Here is a 19,118-nt window from a genome sequence, read left to right as displayed (position 1 = left end):
AAAATATGCGTTTAGCTGCTTAAAGCCAGCTTTTATTTATTAAAGTTGCATTATTCATAATTTAGTCCCTACATTTATAGCGCAATTAGCATTTCACGTCGTATAACCATAGAAAAACAAATTATTGTCTTGCATGAAAGATTTTGGAGGCCATTCAGATGAAGAGTTGATCGTGTTGATTCAACAAGACGATAGCTTAGCTTTCGAAGCTTTGTATGATCGCTATTGGAAAAAGCTTTATTACCAGGCTGCCCGCAAAACAAATTCACTGGAAGATGCGCAGGAAATTGTACAAAATATCTTTACTTCACTTTGGTTGAGACGCCATCAACTCCAAATTGAAAGCAATCTCGCCTCCTATCTCGCCGTGGCCGTTAAATACAAAGTATTTAAATATCTGGCACAACAATACAAGCAGGAAGCTTTTAAGCATGATACGGAATGGGTGGATTTTGATAACTCGACGGAAAATTGGCTTCAGTTTGAAGAGCTTCGTGTTCGGCTAGATCACCTTGTTTCGGAATTGCCTGAAAAATGCCAGCTTGTTTTCAAATTATCCCGCGAAGAGGGGCTCTCCTATAAACAGATCGCTGAAAGTATGAACATCTCTGTGAAAACTGTCGAAACCCAATTAAGCCGTGCCTTAAAAAAAATACGCGCTGGTATTCAGCGCTTTCTGATTACTTTGTAATTTTTTTTCTCTTCTTGTCAGGGTATCAACCCAATTTAGGGACTCTATATATAAATAACCCCTAAATATGGTTGATCATAATCAATTCCGGATAAAGCAATTGGCTTATAAATGGCTTCAAGGCACATGTACCCCTGAAGAAGAAGCCGAACTGCAACAATGGTATGAAACAAGTAATGGCGAACCTCTCCCTATCCCCGAGGAGCTCGCAACAGATGAACAACAACTCAAAGAGCTGTTATTCTTACATATCAAGCAGGAAATCCAAGCGTCAAAAATCAAGCGAATTCCACAATGGATGAAATTGGGTGGAATAGCTGCTGCTTTGGCACTGTTATTTATATTGCCCCTTTACCTTGTTAAAAGAACAACCGAAGATAGCCCGCAGGTAGCCGCGAAGACGCAACAGCAAGTTCATCCGGGCATTAAAGCAGCCGTATTAACTTTAGCCGACGGAACTAAAATTGACCTTTCTGCCCACCAAAAAAGCGTTCTCCATCAGGATGAACAGGTGAAAGTCGTTACAACTGCTGCCGGAACCGTGCAATATCAATTTACAGCCAGTAAGAATACCGCTGCTAGCCGTACCAATACCATTGAAACGCCGATTGGAACAGAATATACGATAATTTTGGCCGATGGCAGTAAGGTATGGCTAAACGCTGGCTCCGTGCTGACATTTCCTGAATCTTTTGCGTCGAATAGCCGTGAAGTAAAATTATCTGGTGAAGCCTATTTTGAAGTCAGCCACGATAGTAAGCGACCATTCTATGTGCGATCCAATGAACAAACCATCCGCGTATTCGGAACACATTTTAATGTAAGCTCCTATCCAAATGAAAACAATAAAACCACACTTATAGCGGGCTCTGTACAAGTCTCGCAATTCGGCAAGTCAAAAATGCTGAAACCTGGTCAAGCAGCATTTACCTCAGGTGGGAATCTTATCGTAGCAGAAGCCAATATCGAAGAGGCAATGGCCTGGAAAAATGGCTTTTTCTATTTTGAATCGACACCAATAAAAGATGCACTCGCCGCCATAAAACGCTGGTATAATGTAGATATTGTCTATAAAGGAACAAATGAAAAGCGTGAACTGACAGGAAAAATAAAACGTAATTCAACGGCCCAGCAACTGGTTGAGACCCTCAACTTCCTGGATATAAAATGTCGATTGCAAAGCAATAAAATTGAAGTTGAACTCTAAATTATTTAATATAAAACAAACTTACCCAACTAATTATGTATAAACTTAAAACCATCCAAGGGGCTGGTAAAAAGGCAAAACTATTTGCTGCTTTACTTGCTATCCAATGCGTTTCCCATGCAAATAATTTGGCGATGGCGAATGTAAACCAAACTAAAATCAAGTTACAAGACAAGGAATACACTTTGGCAAAGTTTGCTAAAGAGATCGAGCGTCAGAGTTCTTATGTGTTTCTGTACGATAACTCACAGATTAATGATAACCAAAAAATCCGAATAAACCATAAAGATGGTTCTATTGTTGAAATTCTGGATGACAACCTAAAAGAGCTATCGTATTCTTATAAAATTGTCAACAACACCATCGTCCTAAAAAGGAAAACAGATGACATGCCCTTAAAAAACACGATTAATGTACAACAGCTTGTCAAAGGACGCGTTTCCGATAGCGATGGTAAAGCATTAACAGGGGTCACAATCCGCAATACAACAACAGGTAAACAAACGGAAACAGACAGTAAAGGTGAATTCTCGATTGAAGCGACCCCTACACATCAACTCAGCTTTAGTTCGATAGGTTATGAGACTATCAGTAGTACGGTAGGTTCCAATAGCTTCCTCAACGTGCAGATGAAAACTGCCAACAATCAATTGGAGCAGATCGTTGTGGTCGGTTTTGGAACACAGAAGAAAAAAGACATCACGGGAGCCATTGCAACCATGAGTACAAAAGATATTGAAGATCGCCCTGTGACCCAATTGGCGAGTGCCATGGAAGGCAAAATGGCGGGGGTAGAAATTGTAAAATCCTCCGGACAACCGCAAGCTGGCTTCTCCATTCGAGTTCGCGGAACTTCAACAATTACTGCAGGTAGCAATCCATTATACATTGTAGATGGTGTTCCTACCGAAAATATATCGGAGCTCAATCCATCAGATATTCAAAGCATTTCGGTCTTAAAAGATGCTGCTTCTGCCGCTGTCTATGGATCTTCAGGAGCCAATGGTGTAGTGTTGATTACGACCAAAAGAGGAACAAACGGTAAGACACAGGTAAATTTCGAAACCTATCAAGGATTTTCAGCCATCAGAAAAAAGCCTAGCGTTCTAAATGCGGCACAGTATAGAGAATTAATGACTGAGATGGGAGAAGCCTTGGATTGGTCGAAATATACCGCTGATACGAACTGGCCAGATCAGTTATTCCGCACCGGCCATAGCCAAAAATACCAGGCTTCAGTACGCGGTGGAGATGAAAAGACAGGGTTTTACATCTCTGGATCTTATCAAAAAGATAATGGTACAGTCATCACAAATACAGTAAACAAGGTCAATTTCAAGGTCAATTTAGATCATCAGATCAATAAAATCTTTAAAGTCGGGACAAGCTTATCTTACAACCGTTGGTACGATGTGGACATTAACGAGAACTCCCGAAATGGAGTCATCATGAATGCTTATCTGGGCTCTCCGGTCATCGGCATATACGGTGATAAGGGGGCTTTCACAGTAGATCCATTCTATACGGATCTCGACAACCCCGTTGCATTGGCAACAGGCAACGAGCACAGCTATATCAACAACAGATTTACAGGAAATGCCTTTGTGGAAGCCAATATCCTACCTGGAGTAAAATTCAAATCGCTGTTTGGGTATGAGAAATTTAACAACCAGTACCGCACTTTTGTGGATCCGTTCCGCACGACGGAGGGTAGAAAATATAAAGGAATGGCGACGCTCCAGCAGCAGGATAATCAGTATTGGATGTCCGAAAATACATTAAACTACGACAGAACTTTTAGTGACAAGCACCACTTCACAGGTTTACTAGGTTATATTACCACTAAAACACAAACAACAATCTCAAATATCGCTACCCAGAATTTTGCTAATCCAGCAATTCACACCGTTAATGGAGGTTCGATGATTACGGAGATGCCAACAGCGATAGATGCTGCTGTATCCACTGTTTCTGGCATTGCAAAAATCGGTTATGATTATAACGACAAATACTTATTTACAGCAAATCTGAGAGCTGACGCGTCATCTGTATTCGGGCCTAATAACCGTTGGGGTTACTTCCCTTCTTTCTCTGCCGGCTGGCGTTTATCCAATGAAGATTTCTTTAGTTCCCTGAAAAACACAGTAAACGATTTGAAAATCCGCGCTAGTTGGGGTAAGGTTGGAAATAGCCAAATTCCGGCCTTTTCCTATCTTGGTTTAGTTGACGTCACGGGATCGTACAATATCGGCGATCAGGTTGTACCGGGGTATACACCTGCTACCTTGGACAACCCCAATCTAAAATGGGAAACAACAAACCAGACCGACATTGGTGTGGATGCCAGTTTCTTTAATTCCAGATTGATATTTGGTGCAGATTATTATGCAAAAAGGACTGTAGGCCTACTTCTCAACTCAAGAGTTCCTTATAGTTCCGGTTACAGAACTGCGTTGAAAAACCTCGGCGACCTACAGAATAAAGGTTTCGAATTCGAATTGAGTAGCCGAAATTTCGTTCACGATTTCAAATGGAATACAACAGTTACCTTTGGGCTCAATCGCAATAAAGTACTGAATATTGATGGCGGGACCTACTATGACGGAAATATTGATGGCCGCGGCAATAGTACGATTGCAAAAGAAGGGGTTGCATTGGGATCATTCTGGGGCTATGTCGCGAAAGGCGTCAATCCAGACACCGGAGATATGATCTATCAGATGGCCGATCCTGAAGCAGGTCTTCAAACGAGTGATATGGCTATCATTGGTAATGCTACACCAAAATTCTCTTATGGCATGACAAATGATTTCAGCTATAAGAACTTCAGCTTTTCTTTTTTCTTACAGGGTGTACAGGGAAATGATATCCTTAATGCGACACGTATTTATACAGAAGGTATGTGGGAACCGAGAAACCAAAGTGCTGCCGTGTTAAACAGATGGACAGTCAATAACAAAAATAGTACTATGCCGCGTCCGGATCTAAACAATACAGATGACAACTACAATTCACAGATTTCTTCCCGTTTTGTAGAGAAAGGTTCCTACCTCAGGGTAAAATCGATGACTTTGGCCTATACCCTACCTAAACAAGTGCTTGAAAGATGGAAGCTCAATAAGGTCCGTTTTTATGTGACAGGCGAGAATCTGTTAACATTCACAAAATACTCAGGTTTAGATCCTGAGGTAAGCATGTACGGGGGAACTAACCAGCAAACCGTGAGCTCCAATATGGCACCGGGCATCGATTTTGGTACTTCGCCACAGGCACGCACCTTTATTGTTGGTTTAAACCTAACTTTTTAACCTTTTAGCTTACAAACAATGAAATCAACTAGATATACCTCATTAGCCATCGCCTTATTGGCTTCTCTTGCTCTAAATTCCTGCAAAAAGTTTTTAGATCTTCAGCCTACCTCCACGGTAACGAGTGAAAATGCCTATCTCACCGGAGACAATATTGAGAAAGCATTAAACGGGGCCTATAATTCTTTTATAGGCAATGGTACCCGCCCAGGAAGCAATGCCAATTATTATCAATGGGAGATGATTTTACAGACCGATATCCGTTCGGACAATGCGCATGCGGCCGGTGGTGGTGAGATAGACTTTGCACAAATTGACTATAATACGATTACCAATACCAATGAAATGGTACGCAGGGATTGGGAAGAACTGTATGGAGCAATCTCAAAATGCAATATCGTTATCGACAATGTTGATAAAGTCACAGATCCTACTTTTTCGGATGAAAGACGCAAACAAATTCTTGGAGAAGCTTCATTTTTAAGAGCCTTCCATTATTATCAGTTGGTCAAACTTTACGGTGGTGTACCCTTGGAAAAACACTCCAACAGTACCGATGCCGAAGTATTACGCATCAAGCGATCAACTGTAGAGGAGGTTTATGATTTTATAGATTCGGATCTACAAGTGGCAGCAAACAATCTTCCCGATGGATTTGGGCAAGCCTCTATCGACAAGGTTAGAGCGACAAAAGGTGCAGCAAATGCCTTGCTGACCAAGATATGGGCACAACGCCCTGATCGAGATTACAATAAGGTATTGCAATACGCCGATGCAGTGATTACTGGAAAAGGTGGCTATCAGCTCCTTCAAAACTATGCGGATCTTTTTGACGGTAAACATAACTATAACAGTGAATCCATCATAGAGATTCCCTATATCGCCGGCAGTCCCAATCTAAGCTGTTGGGGTGGTGCATTCTTTTTCCCGGATCTTGATGAAAATGGCCAAATCAACGAAAACGAATGGCGCCGGTATGGCACACCTTCGAAAGATCTAGTCGAAGCTTATGACAGCGCTGGCGACACTGAACGAAAGAATGCCAACATCTGGTTTTTCTCTGTCCCTTGGGCAGATGAGTTTTGGAACCCTTGTGGAGATGCCGATACAGAAATACCATTTAATGTAAAGCAAAAACATGCCAACAGCTTCCAAAGTGGCGATCATTTTTACCTTTTGCGGCTTGCGGACATCATTCTGCTTAAAGCAGAGGCTCAAAACGCCTTGGGAAATACTTCTGGTGCGATAAACACCATTAACGTCATACGTCATCGCGCAGGGCTGTCCGATTTATCCGGTGTCAGCTCCAGTGCACTAAAGGCCATCATTCTCAACGAGCGGCGATTGGAACTTGCTTTCGAAGGTCAACGTTGGGATGATTTAAATCGTTATGGTGTCACGGTAGATGTAATGAATAAACTAAATGAAATAAAATTTACATGCGATAACGGCAAACAGAGCAACCCCACGTTGATTAAGTATAATTTTAACCAAAATAGCCTGCTCCTTCCAATACCATTATTGGAACTGCAGGCAAATCCGAGCCTGACTCAAAATCCAGGCTATTAATTAGACCAAGCATAGGCTGTTCAAAGGATTAATTTCTTGAACAGCCTTTTTTACTAATATACTTTATTATGACTCGTTTTAAATCACTGGATATTTTCCGTGGGTTTACACTCGCGGCTATGATTCTCGTCAATAATCCCGGCAACTATCATCATGTATTTCCTCAACTTGAACACTCCATCTGGCATGGATGTACGTTTACAGATCTTATATTTCCATTTTTCTTATTTGCTGTCGGAAACTCCATGGCATTTTCTTTAAAAAATAGTGATCAGCTGGCACCAGGACTGTACTGGAATAAAATTGTCAAAAGAACAATCATCCTTTTTCTACTCGGTTTGTTTTTAAATATTTTCCCTTTTGTAGAATGGAATAGTCTTCACCAGCTCGAGTGGATTCCCGTTGCCAAGTATAGGTATTTTGGGGTGCTGCAGCGTATTGCGCTCTGCTATTTCAGTACGGCGATTATACTATACTATTTTAGAGACAAAGGTGCGGCCACTATTAGTATCTTGCTCCTATTAGTTTATTGGCTAATTTGCTATTCTGGTAATCCAACAGATCCATATAGTCTGGAGGGGTGGTTTGGAACGGCACTGGATATCCGAATCTTTGGTGCATCCCATCTCTATCACGGCGAGGGAACAGCGTTTGATCCAGAGGATATCTGGAGCGTATTACCGGCCATCAGTCAAACGATATTCGGGTATATTACCGGAAAGTACATTATTCAAAAACTGACAGGAAAAAGGGAGCTGATGAACCTATTTATCGTAGGTCTGTCCTTTATCCTGATTGGCTATCTATGGTCATTTGTTTTTCCTATTAATAAGAAGATCTGGACCAGCAGCTACGCCGTATTCAGCACTGGAATTGCACTCTCTTTTCTTGGTATATTAATCTATCTTATCGAATTTCAAAACATCAAAGGGATAATTTACACTGTCCTTGACGATTTCGGTAAGAATACACTATTTATCTATTGTCTTAGCGGCTTAATCCCTACGATTTGTTCTTTTATTCTCATCGGGGCTACGCATCAAAATCTCTGGAACTTAAGCTACCATTCCCTGTTTGATAGCTGGCAAAACCAACGATTATCCTCCGCTCTATTTGCGCTGCTATTTGTGGCTTTGAATTGGTTGATCGCATATTGCCTACGGAAGAAAAAGATCTATATCAAAATCTAGGTCAAGGTGTCTTTGGCTCAAAATAGGCAATCTGAATAATAAGAATAAAAAAAAGGGCCAAGGCCCTTTTTATATATAAAGATATGGATAAGATATACCGCAGCTACTTTTAGAAAACGCCCCATCTTTGTTTTACTAATTCCGCTATTACAGTATGCTGACACTAAAATAGCTCAAACTAACTACACAGAGAAAAAATTTAGGGGGACAAAGGGGGGACAAAAGGCAATCACCTGAAAAACAGCAAATTGAAACACATATTTAAATAAAAAAAAACGCTAATTTATTTTGAATAATCATAATAGAAGTCATACTTCGCTTAAAATTCTTGTCCGGAAATATAAAAAAAAGAAAACCTGAGGTTGGGAGCCCCAGGTTTTAACTAACCAATTATTAACCTAAATTATGAAAAGTCTTTTTTTAATATTCTACACAAAGAATATTTCAACTATTGGACCAAAATCGCGCATAAATTACTATTTCACATTTCTTTAACAGATTACTGAGATTGAAATGACTAAACGCAAGACATTTCCAAAATAAGAATAGAAAATATACTGTTAAAAGAAATTAAAGAGGCTATTCGGAGCCAATTTTTCATAAGAGAAATCAGGTTCTGCCGCAACATCAGGTAAAATCTTTGATTTTGTTAAGAAATGTATTTTAGCGGGTTGTCTTTCTGCTGCCATTTTGACCAATTCCATCATGTAGTGATTGCTCTGATATCTTTTAACTTGTCCTTTTATATCTTCAAACCTGCTATACTGGCCGTATTGATCAATATATCCCATTCCATAAAAAACACCATTTTCAATGACAATACAGCTTTTTTCATCGGAATTACGTCCTTTATCGATCAATACAAAGGATGGCTGCTGTTTGAGCCAATCCTCGATACAACGTTCCACCCGGGTATTGTGTAGGTCTCGATCGGGCAATTCGGTCTTCTTTAAAGCTTTCGTAGACAAACTGGCGTGCCCAAACTGACAAAATTGCGGATTAATAGCGTCCTGCTGAATAAAGCTTTGCAACAACTGTATAGCGTCATATTCCCGCTGAAACAACTGAATACATTCTTGTCCCCTTGTTGTCTTCCCAATTGCCAGATGGAGATAGCCATTTTGATCTTCATAAGAGAACAAACCAAATTTAGGCTCATACCGTTTAAGTGCTCTATTATATTTTGGCCAGAATTTTTTGATTTCAGCACATTCCAACAACAATGACATCAGCTCTGTCCCGCAGCACTCATAACTTATATGATGAATTTCTTTTAAGAAATGTTGCCTTTGCGCTTGAATATTATTCCCTGTAAAATGAGATAATACTCTTTTTTTTATATTGACGGCCTTGCCAACATAAATTACTTTTCCAGCTTTGTCGTGAAAATAATAGACTCCAGCCTCGTTGGGCAATTGTTCATATTCCAAGGGATTTAAATGCGGTGGAAAACGTTGATCTAGCGCTTTATGTTTAATCATATCCTGAAATACCTGTTCGGTATCTAGCACTTTCAAATAAGCAAAGAGAATGGCTGTTGCATCAGCGTCGCCACCCGCACGGTGCCTATTTTCAATCGGGATATCTAGATAATCACATAGGCGTCCCAAACTATAGGACAATAATCCCGGCTTTATTTTTCGCGCATAGCGTACTGTACACAATTTAATCGCCGACCACTCGAAACCCGATTCCTGAAGCTGAAATCGAATGAATGAATAATCAAAATTTACATTATGCGCAACAAAAATACGGTCTTTGAGCATTTCATAAATGTGCTCGGCTACCTGATCAAATAACGGAGCGTCCTTCACCATGTCATTGTCTATGCCCGTAAGCGCAAAAATCGAATTCGGAATCTCTTTCCCTGGATTCACCAAGGTCTCCCAACGTTCCAAAACCTGATTACCATCATGAATAACAATGGCAACCTCTGTGATCCTGCTCGATTTTGCATTGCCACCTGTAGTCTCTATGTCCACAATGGCAAATTCTTGTCTTTTGCTTTGATTTACACTCATAACGCAAAGCAAACATACTAAAAATATTAGCTATTTAAAAGGGTCACCGCAATTTTACAAAACACGGAAGCCAATTATACAATCTAGCTGATAGAAATAGCTGTTTTTCTAAATCACTGTTCATATTATATATTGCTGGATTTTGTCTATTTTGTACTTTTCTTTAATTAAATTCATGCTCATGGAAGTAATACAAAAAAATGACGATAAACATGGTAGCTTTGAGGTTATCGATCAGGAAAAGTCAGTGGCACAAATGACCTATACCTGGGCTGGCCCTACAAAATTCATTATAGACCACACGGAAGTAAATTCTGAATATGCAGGAAAAGGGCTAGGTAAACAGCTATTGATGGCGGCAGTGACTTATGCACGTAAAGAAAATTTAAAAATTATGCCTTTATGTCCTTTTGCAAAATCAGTTTTTGATAAGGATCCAGCATTAGCCGATGTGCTTTTTTAAGACCTCGCCAATATGAAAAAAGATGGTTAGATTCCTGTCGCAATGTATCTAACCATCTTTTTTGCCCCCTGTTTAGCTAATGAGCAGTTGCTAATCAAGTTTAATTGCTAATTTGTTTATCAACTTAAAAATGAGATCAGCCGTTAGTTTGGCCGTTCTGGAATCAATATCAAAATGGGGATTGAATTCGGCAAAATCGACAGATTTTAGATTAGGCAGATCCAGTAGCATATCGTAGATCGTAAAAAACAAATGATCAGGAACTATACCGTTAAATGCCAATGCACTTACTCCCGGTGCATAGGCTGCAGCGAAAGCATCAAGATCAACCGTCAAATACACATAATCCACTAATTTGGAAAAACTAACAATTTTTTCCCTAATTAAATCCAGCTTTTCAATGACTAAACTCTCTCTTTCAATAATCTGCACATCCTTCTCTTTGGCATAGTCCAGCAATCCCTTGGTGTTACTAATTCCCTGAATACCAATCGCCAAGTAATGAAATGGCAAATCAGCTTTAGACTGATCCTGCTCGATTTGAAAGAAGCCTGTTCCAGAATTCCCTTTGCCATCCTGCAATGGACGGATGTCTAAATGGGCATCCAAATTAATAATGCCAAGACTTTGGTTACGACTCTTTAGAAATTCTTTAACACCCAAATAATGGCCGTAAGTTACTTCATGGCCACCACCTAAGATGACTGGAAATCCTTCTTGTTCGAGAATACAATTTAATGCAGCCCCAAGCCCCTGTTGAGATAGCTCTAAATCACTGTCTTTTATAAGTATATCACCGCAGTCTTTAAGTTTTAGTTTATCAGAAAAATGTACAGGAAGGTTTGTTAATACATTCCGAAGTGCTGTCGGTCCATCTTTGGCTCCTACACGACCTTGATTGCGTCCAACCCCCTCATCGCTACAGAATCCGAGAAAAGCAATGGACTGCCTTAAATCGGGCTGCTCGAGAAGATCAACACAATCCATTAATTGATGCCAACGCATCCATTCACGATCCTGCCCATCGATACGCCCCTTCCAGACCGCTTGGTCTCCTTTGTTGTATATTTCCGGATTATTCAACAATAAGTTCATTCGCTCAGATCAAATAATTGTTCAATAATATCGTCATCTACAAGTTGCGCGCGGGTAACTTGCAATGTCGTATTTTTCTCCATTGTACGATCTAGCGCCTGATTAGCTTCCTTATTTCTAGCCCAGGCGCGCCTAGCAATCCCATTATTCACATCAAAATACAGCATCTTTTCTAACTTAAAAGCTGCTTCTTCAGAGCCATCTAGCAGTAGACCGAAGCCTCCGTTGATGACTTCACCCCAACCGACTCCGCCGCCATTGTGAATAGATACCCAAGTGGCCCCCCGGAAACTGTCGCCAATGACGTTATGAATAGCCATATCTGCTGTAAATTGACTGCCGTCGTAGATATTGCTTGTTTCCCGATAAGGTGAATCGGTACCGCTCACATCGTGATGGTCTCTTCCCAAAACAATAGGTGCTTCAAATAAGCCACTTTTTACGGCTTCATTAAAAGCCTTTGCTATGGCAATACGCCCATTTGAATCTGCATAAAGAATACGCGCCTGAGAGCCTACTACAAGTCTATTTTTACCAGCTTCTTTGATCCATTGAATATTATCTTGCATCTGCTGCTGAATCTCCACAGGGGCTTCTTTTCGGAGCTTTTCTAAAACTGTCATGGCTATTTCGTCTGATTTTTGGAGATCCGAAGCCTTACCAGACGTGCAAACCCAGCGAAAGGGTCCAAAACCATAGTCAAAACACATTGGACCAAGAATATCCTGCACATAAGATGGGTAGCGGAACTGATCCTTTTTAGCATTCCATACCGCTGCACCAGCACGACTGCTCTCCAACAGAAACGCATTGCCGTAATCAAAGAAATAGGTTCCCTTGGATACATGCTTATTGATGGCATCGACATGTCGTACTAAGCTTTCTTGTACACATCGCTTAAACCGGTCAGGATCGGTCGCTAACAACGCATTGGATGCTGCAAAGGTCAGCCCCATCGGATAATAGCCTCCAGACCAAGGATTATGTAATGATGTCTGATCAGATCCTACCGTGATGTGGATATTTTCGCGATCAAAGGCTTCCCACACTTCGACAATATTACCGATATAGGCGAAGGAAATTGTTTCCTTTTGATCCATCGCCAACTGTACCTGTTCAACGAGTTCATCGATGTTTTCTACCAATCGGTCTACCCAACCCTGTTCATGCCGCTTTCTTGCCGCAACGGGATTTATTTCAGCGCATACGGTGATACAGCCGGCAATATTACCTGCTTTGGGCTGTGCGCCACTCATACCTCCCAAACCAGAAGTCAAAAACACCTTGCCTTGAATGGTATCGTCTACTGTTAAATGTTTTCGAAAAGCGTTCATGACAGTAATTGTGGTGCCATGCACAATACCCTGTGGACCAATATACATATAGGAACCTGCAGTCATCTGCCCATATTGTGTAACGCCTAAGGCGTTAAAACGTTCCCAGTCATCCGGTTTCGAATAGTTTGGAATCATCATGCCATTGGTTACAACAACACGAGGTGCATGTTGTGAGGAAGGGAAAAGCCCCATTGGATGACCACTGTAAAGATGTAAAGTTTGCTCATCTGTCATCTGCGAAAGATACTGCATGGTGAGGCGATATTGAGCCCAATTTTGGAAAACAGCTCCATTCCCACCATAGGTAATCAGTTCATGAGGATGTTGTGCTACAGCTGGATCGAGGTTGTTCTGAATCATCAACATAATAGCTGCCGCCTGCTTACTCACTGCTGGATAATCATCTATCGGTCGAGCGTGCATTGCATATTGGGGTCTAAAGCGGTACATGTAGATTCGCCCAAAACTACGAAGCTCCTCTAAAAATTCAGGTGCTAAAACCGTATGCCATTGTTTTGGAAAATAACGCAATGCATTCCGTAGGGCCAGCTTCTCTTCCGACTTGGTGAGAATATCCTTTCGTCTGGGGGCATGACTTATTGTATGATCTCGTTCTACTTTTGGAGGTAATACGGTCGGAATACCTTCCGCAACCTCACTCTTAAATGTATCTTCCATGTTGTTATATTGAGAATACTTCCTGACCATTTTTCCATACTGCTGTAGGCTGCAAGCTTCCTTGGTAGTAGGTAATATCCTGATAATTATCTGTTTTAAATAAACTAAAATCTGCTTTCATGCCCTTGGTCAACACGCCGCGATCCGACAGGTTTAAGGCTTTTGCAGCACGGTAGGTTAGTGCCGAAAGCAACTCCGCATTCGTCAACTTTTCTGCTGTTGCCAAAATACTCGCACTCGTCAGTAACTGTCCCATGGGCGCGGACCCTGGATTCCAGTCACTTCCTATTGCCAAACATGCACCTGCATCCAGCAACTTTCTAGCAGGTGTAAAACCACATCCAAGGCCAATAGAGGCTGCAGGCAGCGCTACAGCAACAGTAGTTGAGTGTGCGATAAGTTCTATTTCAGCCGCAGTTGATGCTTCAAGATGATCCGCAGATTGAGCACCGAGTTCTACAGCAATCTGACTTCCCGAAGTGGTAAACTGATCGGCATGAATAGTCAGATCAAAACCCATTTCTTTTGCTTTTCGTAAATAGGCCACAATGTCTTCCCCCTGAAAAGCTGTTTTTTCGATAAATGCGTCAATCCGATTCGACAGCCCTTCTGATTTCAATAGGGGAAAAAGATCTGTTGTGATCAGATGAAGATAATCTTTTGCGGATCCGTCGAAGTCCCGTGGGAGCATATGTGCAGCCAAACAAGTTGGAATAAGGTCTGATGCTGTACGACGATCCGATTTCTGAATGCCCCGTAATATCTTAAGTTCTTCTTTAACATTGAGGCCGTAACCACTTTTAACTTCAATTGTTGTGATTCCTTGCCTTAATAGAAAATTTGCGCGCTGGATAGTGAGATCAATCAATTCTTCTACGTTACAATCCCGCGTATGGGAAACGGTGCTCCAGATCCCACCTCCTGCCGCTGCAATCTCCAGGTAGCTTGAGCCTGCATTTCGAAGGGCGAAATCATTCGCTCGATTACCGGCAAAAGCAATATGTGTATGGCAATCAATAAAGCCTGGCAGAGCAACCTGATCTCCTTCTACAAGTACAAGTGCCGCCTCCTTTCCCCATTGCAGTTGTAGTTGCTCAAAATCCCCCACTTCCAATATATTGTTACCTGCTATTAAAATACCTCCTTCTTTAATAATAGCCAATTGTTTATCGTGGAGCGTCCCATTAACGGGCATATTTGACATCGTTAATACCTGCCTAAAAGGTCCAACTAATTTCAGCTCTTTTTCCATCATTCTTCGTTTAAAACATTTCAAACCTTTGTTTCAAATCCGCTTCAATCTCACCTGTAGCATATTGACGATGCAATGTGATCAGTTCGCCTGATTTTACGAGCCTTTGTGCCTCAGTCAGCAGCTCTTCCATAGGTTGATCGGATTCAATATGCGGAATAGACTGGCGAATTCTTGCATGGATAGCTTCCAATGCTGCAGTCGATTTTAATGGCTGATGGTAATCCTTGGCCTGTGCCGCACATAACAGTTCAATACTTAGTATTTTATCGACATTGTCAATGACCTGCAGTAATTTTCGGCCGGCAATAGATCCCATACTGACATGATCTTCCTGGCCTAAAGAGGTAGGAATACTATCTGCACTTGCAGGAAAACAAAGTCCTTTATTCTCACTTGCAATCGCGGCAGTGCTATATTGTAAGATCATAAATCCTGAATTGAGACCGGTTGACTTCATTAACAATTTTGGGACTCCGTTGGTTTGACCTTCTAAAGACAAATAGATCCTTCGGTCCGAAATATTGCCAATTTCCGATGCGGCCAGTGTGGCATAATCCAAAGGCAAAGCAATTGACTGTCCGTGAAAGCTACCGCCACTAATGGTTAGTTCATCATTAATGATCACAGGATTATCGGTCACTGCATTTATTTCGATTTCTATGGTATCCTTCAAATGAAACCAAGCGTTGCGTGATGCTCCATGGACCTGAGGGATACAACGCAGCGAGTAGGGATCTTGTACACGAGAACAGTCTTTGTGGCTTTCCAAAATAGCCGAGCCATGAAGCATGTTAAAAATGCTTGCAGCGACATAGCGGTTTCCTGGGTGCGGGCGTAATTGATGTAATTCTGTAAAAAATGGTTTTATTGAACCATTTAAGCCTTCAATCATTAAGGTAGCAATAATGTCAGCGTTCTGTAGTACACGATTTAACTCGGCAACAGCCATCACACCATGTGCAGCCATAAATTGAGTTCCATTGATTAAAGCCAGCCCTTCTTTTGCGCCCAGCTGAACCGGTGCCATACCGTGTTTTTCCAAAACGGCAGCTGTCTCCACAATCTCCCCTTCTACGTTAACTTTTCCTAAACCAATCAATGGTAAAAATAAATGTGACAATGGGGCCAAATCACCCGATGCGCCGACAGAACCTTGTTTGGGAACCACAGGAATGACATGATTTTCAATATGCCAAATAATCCGCTCAATCGTCGTATACTGAACTCCTGAAAATCCTTTAGAAAGCGCGTGAACTTTAAGAATAAGCATCAATTTGGCCAAATCGTTGGCTATAGGTTCTCCCATACCCACAGCATGGCTTTTGAGAATATTTTCTTGTAACAGCTGCGTTTGACTTGCATCAATAAGTGTGGTACACAATGGACCAAAACCAGTATTGATCCCATAGACAACCTCACAGCGCTCAACTATTTTCCTGACATAACTGGCGCTTTGCTCGATCTTATCCTTGACTTCGGGGGAAATTTCCCCGGTAACCGTTCCTTTTGCTATCGCTAAAGCGGTGGAGCATGTTAGCTGCCCACTGCCATATAAAAATTTTTCCATTATCATAACTGCTTTACTCAAATGTACTTGCTATATTTGATAATTAGAAATACCATTTTTATCATCAATTGATAACCATGAATTATCAAATAGAGCTAAGACATTTACTGTATTTTAAAGTATTGGCAGAAGAACTGCATTTTAGAAGGGCTGCCGAAAAATTGTTTATTGCGCAGCCAGGCTTGAGCAGGCAAATTAAGCAGCTGGAGGAATCCTATGGCGTAACACTCTTTGAGCGTAATAAACGAAATGTTCAAATGACTGAAGCGGGGATGTATCTCTTTCAGGAGGTGAAAGAACTATTTAGGCACTTGGATCAGATTGAAACTCAACTTCAAAGTTTTGCCAACGGTAAAATAAGCACCTTAAAGCTGGGGTTTATCGGGTCGGCTGTTCAAACAATCTTACCGCAATTGCTTGTCACCTTAAAACAGCAGCAGCCTGATATCGAGTTATCACTTCACGAACTAGCGAATGAAACCCAACTGGATCTGCTGGAGAAAAAAGAACTGGACTTAGGGTTTGTTCGTCTTTCCGAAACGCCCCCCGGGTTATGTAGCCTGCCTATACATACAGAGCATTTTAGCCTCGTTTTACCCAACAATCATCCCCTATTGAAGTCGCCGCAACCAAGTCTTGATGCGTTCAAAAATGAATCATTTATCTTATTTTCCAAAAACTATAGCCACTCTTATTATGATCTCGTGATGAGTATTTTTAGTGATCATAAGTTTATCCCCAAAGTTACTTTACGCACAGTGAATGCTTTAACTATTTTCAATATGGTTGCTCAGGGACTGGGGGTTGCAATAGTTCCTTCATCTTTAAAGAACGGATACCATGTTGATGTCACTTTCCTTGAATTGAACACTTTACCACAACGAACAACGCTCTCCTTAGTTTGGAATGCCCAAAATCGTAATCCCGGTATTCCATTAGTTATTCAGATCATCGCTTCGCAAACCAACAAAGCTGGACCTGATACTGCCGACATAAACAATAATAGCTAAGCCTGCATCAAAAGAATGTCAAATAAATTGTTCGGATAAGCTTGTTATTGTATTGCATATAAAAAACAAATTCTCTAAGTTTGATATATTTACTAAACTTTATTTAAAAAACGAATTATGATTTTAGAAGTAGCTGTATTACAAATTATTGAAGGGCAACAGTCCGATTTTGAAAGAGATTATAAAACAGCTTGCCAGTATATTAGTGCGAGTAAAGGTTATATCACGCATTCCTTACGTAAATGTATTGAAAAAGATAACCAGTACATTTTGTTGGTTGAATGGGAAACTTTAGAAGACCATACCATTGGTTTCAGGGGGTCGGCATTATTTAAGGAATGGGAGAAACTTTTACACCATTACTACGATCCATTTCCAACAGTCGAACATTATGAAGTGTTAAAATAGCAGTTTTGTCGTCCTTTTCTACAATAATCTAGTATCTTTGTAGAAATTTTTGATATTCAACTTTTAACCCCTATAACGTCACAAGCGTTATAGCTTTGAACAGAACAAGATGTACACAAAAGAAAAAGCAAAAGTAAATAGTTTTACGGTAGATCATACCAAGTTAAAACAAGGGATCTACGCTAAAGCTTCTACAACCAATAACAGCAATGTTGAAAGTTATACAACTTACGACATTCGCATGATCAGACCGAATTCTCCGGAGCGTATGCTATCACCTGAGGTCATGCATACCTTAGAACATTGTTTTGCAACAGAAATTAGAACCATCTTAGGTGATGAAGTTATTTATGTTGGGCCAATGGGTTGTTGCACGGGATTTTATGTTGTATTGGCTGGAACAGCGAAAACTCCTCAGAACGTGGCGGAATTGATGAAAGAAGTATTAGAGACTGTTCTTACAGAAGGATACGAAGTACCTTTCCAAAACCCGATTAGCTGCGGAAATTACACATTCATGGATTTTCCCACATCAAAACAGGCTTGTGTTAACTTCTTAAATCTAATTACTGCCGAAGAATTGGAATTTGAGTATCCATATATCGAAGAAAATTAAATGATCCTGAATAAAGATATTGAAACGATTATCTTGGTAGCAAATAAAAATGAGCTATCTTTTAATTCGACAAGTGAATCGACTTTTGTATACGAAATTGGTGTAGGTAAAGTAAATGCGCTCCTGTCCGTAGCTACGCTTTACGAAGACATCAAAGCATTAGGGATTAGTCCTGTTCTTCTCAATGTTGGCACGGTAGGTTGTACAAGGCATCCGATAGGCCATGTCCTTTATCCGGCATACTATGCACAAGGGGATGCTTATACGGATGGATTTTTCCTGGAAAACACCTTGTTTTTTAAAGGTCAAGGCGTATTGGAATCCATATCTCTTGATGAATTTCGCTACGAAGATGCACTTTTGACATCGGATCGTTTTATCAATGTAAATACTGCTTTTTATCAGGATATCAAACATTTTAATCCTTTGGCATTTGATATGGAATCTTATGCCCTAGCGAATTTCTGTTTTCAAAAAAATCTCACCTTTCATAGTATTAAAATTGTTTCAGACAATTGTGATGGCACAGTTAAAGATTGGGAAAGTATTTTAGGAGAAATTTCAGGGAGATTAGGTGATATTCTCGATCAATTCATGAAAAAGCTGGATAACGAAAAAGCTGCTGCGGTCAGTATATCGTAATCTAATGAAATAGCAAAAAAAAAGACCTGTAGAAATAGAGGTCTTTTTTTTTGCAAATTAC

The 19,118-nt window shown here is 40.7% G+C and carries 15 protein-coding genes; 10 read left to right on the top strand and 5 right to left on the bottom strand.

The window, feature by feature from the left end:
* The first annotated feature begins 133 nt into the window (after positions 1-133).
* The 5 genes from L1283_RS19360 to L1283_RS19340 all read left to right on the top strand — a co-directional run bounded on the left by L1283_RS19360 (position 134) and on the right by L1283_RS19340 (position 7,965).
* On the top strand, positions 134-691 hold the full coding sequence (locus tag L1283_RS19360; RefSeq protein ID WP_286849325.1) for an RNA polymerase sigma-70 factor: 558 nt from the start codon (positions 134-136) through the stop codon (positions 689-691).
* Positions 692-758: 67 nt separating this feature from the next.
* Positions 759-1,898, top strand: coding sequence for a FecR family protein (locus tag L1283_RS19355; protein ID WP_286849322.1), 1,140 nt, complete (start codon positions 759-761; stop codon positions 1,896-1,898).
* 35 nt (positions 1,899-1,933) lie between these two features.
* Positions 1,934-5,206 carry a TonB-dependent receptor gene (locus L1283_RS19350; protein ID WP_312352597.1) on the top strand — a complete coding sequence of 1,091 codons (3,273 nt, stop codon included), beginning with the start codon at positions 1,934-1,936 and terminating at the stop codon, positions 5,204-5,206.
* A gap of 18 nt (positions 5,207-5,224) precedes the next feature.
* Positions 5,225-6,775: a RagB/SusD family nutrient uptake outer membrane protein gene (locus L1283_RS19345; protein ID WP_286848170.1), complete on the top strand. Its 1,551-nt coding sequence runs from the start codon at positions 5,225-5,227 to the stop codon at positions 6,773-6,775.
* Positions 6,776-6,843: 68 nt separating this feature from the next.
* On the top strand, positions 6,844-7,965 hold the full coding sequence (locus L1283_RS19340; protein ID WP_286848169.1) for an acyltransferase family protein: 1,122 nt from the start codon (positions 6,844-6,846) through the stop codon (positions 7,963-7,965).
* 560 nt (positions 7,966-8,525) lie between these two features.
* On the opposite strand, the gene L1283_RS19335 is transcribed toward L1283_RS19340, so the two are convergent.
* On the bottom strand, positions 8,526-9,986 hold the full coding sequence (locus L1283_RS19335) for an exonuclease domain-containing protein (RefSeq protein WP_244294275.1): 1,461 nt from the start codon (positions 9,984-9,986) through the stop codon (positions 8,526-8,528).
* A 181-nt stretch (positions 9,987-10,167) separates the two neighbouring features.
* On the opposite strand from L1283_RS19335, the gene L1283_RS19330 reads away from it, so the two are divergent.
* A complete protein-coding gene (locus L1283_RS19330) occupies positions 10,168-10,449 on the top strand; it encodes a GNAT family N-acetyltransferase (protein WP_145326772.1) in 282 nt (93 codons plus the stop codon).
* 90 nt (positions 10,450-10,539) lie between these two features.
* On the opposite strand, the gene hutG is transcribed toward L1283_RS19330, so the two are convergent.
* From hutG to hutH, 4 genes are read right to left on the bottom strand one after another with little or no spacing between them, the layout of a single operon-like run.
* On the bottom strand, positions 10,540-11,544 hold the full coding sequence (gene hutG, locus L1283_RS19325; RefSeq protein ID WP_429626384.1) for a formimidoylglutamase: 1,005 nt from the start codon (positions 11,542-11,544) through the stop codon (positions 10,540-10,542).
* Positions 11,541-13,559 (bottom strand): urocanate hydratase, encoded by a 2,019-nt coding sequence (locus L1283_RS19320; RefSeq protein ID WP_286850599.1) that lies wholly within the window; start codon positions 13,557-13,559, stop codon positions 11,541-11,543. Before L1283_RS19320 ends, hutG begins: the two co-directional genes overlap by 4 nt.
* Positions 13,560-13,563: 4 nt before the next feature.
* Positions 13,564-14,814 carry an imidazolonepropionase gene (hutI, locus tag L1283_RS19315; protein ID WP_286850597.1) on the bottom strand — a complete coding sequence of 417 codons (1,251 nt, stop codon included), beginning with the start codon at positions 14,812-14,814 and terminating at the stop codon, positions 13,564-13,566.
* A gap of 7 nt (positions 14,815-14,821) precedes the next feature.
* The gene (gene hutH / locus L1283_RS19310; RefSeq protein WP_286850595.1) at positions 14,822-16,381 is read right to left on the bottom strand and encodes a histidine ammonia-lyase; all 1,560 of its coding nucleotides are present in this window, start codon (positions 16,379-16,381) and stop codon (positions 14,822-14,824) included.
* Positions 16,382-16,458: 77 nt separating this feature from the next.
* On the opposite strand from hutH, the gene L1283_RS19305 reads away from it, so the two are divergent.
* The 4 genes from L1283_RS19305 (at position 16,459) to L1283_RS19290 (ending at position 19,057) form a co-directional block, all read left to right on the top strand.
* Positions 16,459-17,391: a LysR family transcriptional regulator gene (locus tag L1283_RS19305; RefSeq protein WP_286850593.1), complete on the top strand. Its 933-nt coding sequence runs from the start codon at positions 16,459-16,461 to the stop codon at positions 17,389-17,391.
* 117 nt (positions 17,392-17,508) lie between these two features.
* Entirely contained in the window at positions 17,509-17,799 is a 291-nt protein-coding gene (locus tag L1283_RS19300) for an antibiotic biosynthesis monooxygenase family protein (RefSeq protein ID WP_286850591.1), read from the top strand.
* 109 nt (positions 17,800-17,908) lie between these two features.
* A complete protein-coding gene (locus L1283_RS19295; protein ID WP_075992695.1) occupies positions 17,909-18,415 on the top strand; it encodes an S-ribosylhomocysteine lyase in 507 nt (168 codons plus the stop codon).
* Positions 18,416-19,057 (top strand): hypothetical protein, encoded by a 642-nt coding sequence (locus L1283_RS19290; protein ID WP_153847369.1) that lies wholly within the window; start codon positions 18,416-18,418, stop codon positions 19,055-19,057.
* Positions 19,058-19,118: the final 61 nt, after the last annotated feature.

The sequence above is a fragment of the Sphingobacterium sp. HSC-15S19 genome (assembly GCF_050433745.1).
Classification (GTDB): Bacteria; Bacteroidota; Bacteroidia; order Sphingobacteriales; family Sphingobacteriaceae; genus Sphingobacterium; species Sphingobacterium siyangense.
Note: the sequence above shows the minus strand (reverse complement) of the source record. Positions and strands in the feature narration are given on the sequence as shown.

Bases quoted from the DNA above. Each gene is read 5' to 3' on its own strand.
- L1283_RS19360 (WP_286849325.1), top strand. From the start codon at position 134: ATGAAAGATTTTGGAGGCCATTCAGATGAAGAGTTGATCGTGTTGATT.
- L1283_RS19355 (WP_286849322.1), top strand. From the start codon at position 759: ATGGTTGATCATAATCAATTCCGGATAAAGCAATTGGCTTATAAATGG.
- L1283_RS19350 (WP_312352597.1), top strand. From the start codon at position 1,934: ATGTATAAACTTAAAACCATCCAAGGGGCTGGTAAAAAGGCAAAACTA.
- L1283_RS19345 (WP_286848170.1), top strand. From the start codon at position 5,225: ATGAAATCAACTAGATATACCTCATTAGCCATCGCCTTATTGGCTTCT.
- L1283_RS19340 (WP_286848169.1), top strand. From the start codon at position 6,844: ATGACTCGTTTTAAATCACTGGATATTTTCCGTGGGTTTACACTCGCG.
- L1283_RS19335 (WP_244294275.1), bottom strand. From the start codon at position 9,986: ATGAGTGTAAATCAAAGCAAAAGACAAGAATTTGCCATTGTGGACATA.
- L1283_RS19330 (WP_145326772.1), top strand. From the start codon at position 10,168: ATGGAAGTAATACAAAAAAATGACGATAAACATGGTAGCTTTGAGGTT.
- hutG (WP_429626384.1), bottom strand. From the start codon at position 11,544: ATGAACTTATTGTTGAATAATCCGGAAATATACAACAAAGGAGACCAA.
- L1283_RS19320 (WP_286850599.1), bottom strand. From the start codon at position 13,559: ATGGAAGATACATTTAAGAGTGAGGTTGCGGAAGGTATTCCGACCGTA.
- hutI (WP_286850597.1), bottom strand. From the start codon at position 14,814: ATGATGGAAAAAGAGCTGAAATTAGTTGGACCTTTTAGGCAGGTATTA.
- hutH (WP_286850595.1), bottom strand. From the start codon at position 16,381: ATGGAAAAATTTTTATATGGCAGTGGGCAGCTAACATGCTCCACCGCT.
- L1283_RS19305 (WP_286850593.1), top strand. From the start codon at position 16,459: ATGAATTATCAAATAGAGCTAAGACATTTACTGTATTTTAAAGTATTG.
- L1283_RS19300 (WP_286850591.1), top strand. From the start codon at position 17,509: ATGATTTTAGAAGTAGCTGTATTACAAATTATTGAAGGGCAACAGTCC.
- L1283_RS19295 (WP_075992695.1), top strand. From the start codon at position 17,909: ATGTACACAAAAGAAAAAGCAAAAGTAAATAGTTTTACGGTAGATCAT.
- L1283_RS19290 (WP_153847369.1), top strand. From the start codon at position 18,416: ATGATCCTGAATAAAGATATTGAAACGATTATCTTGGTAGCAAATAAA.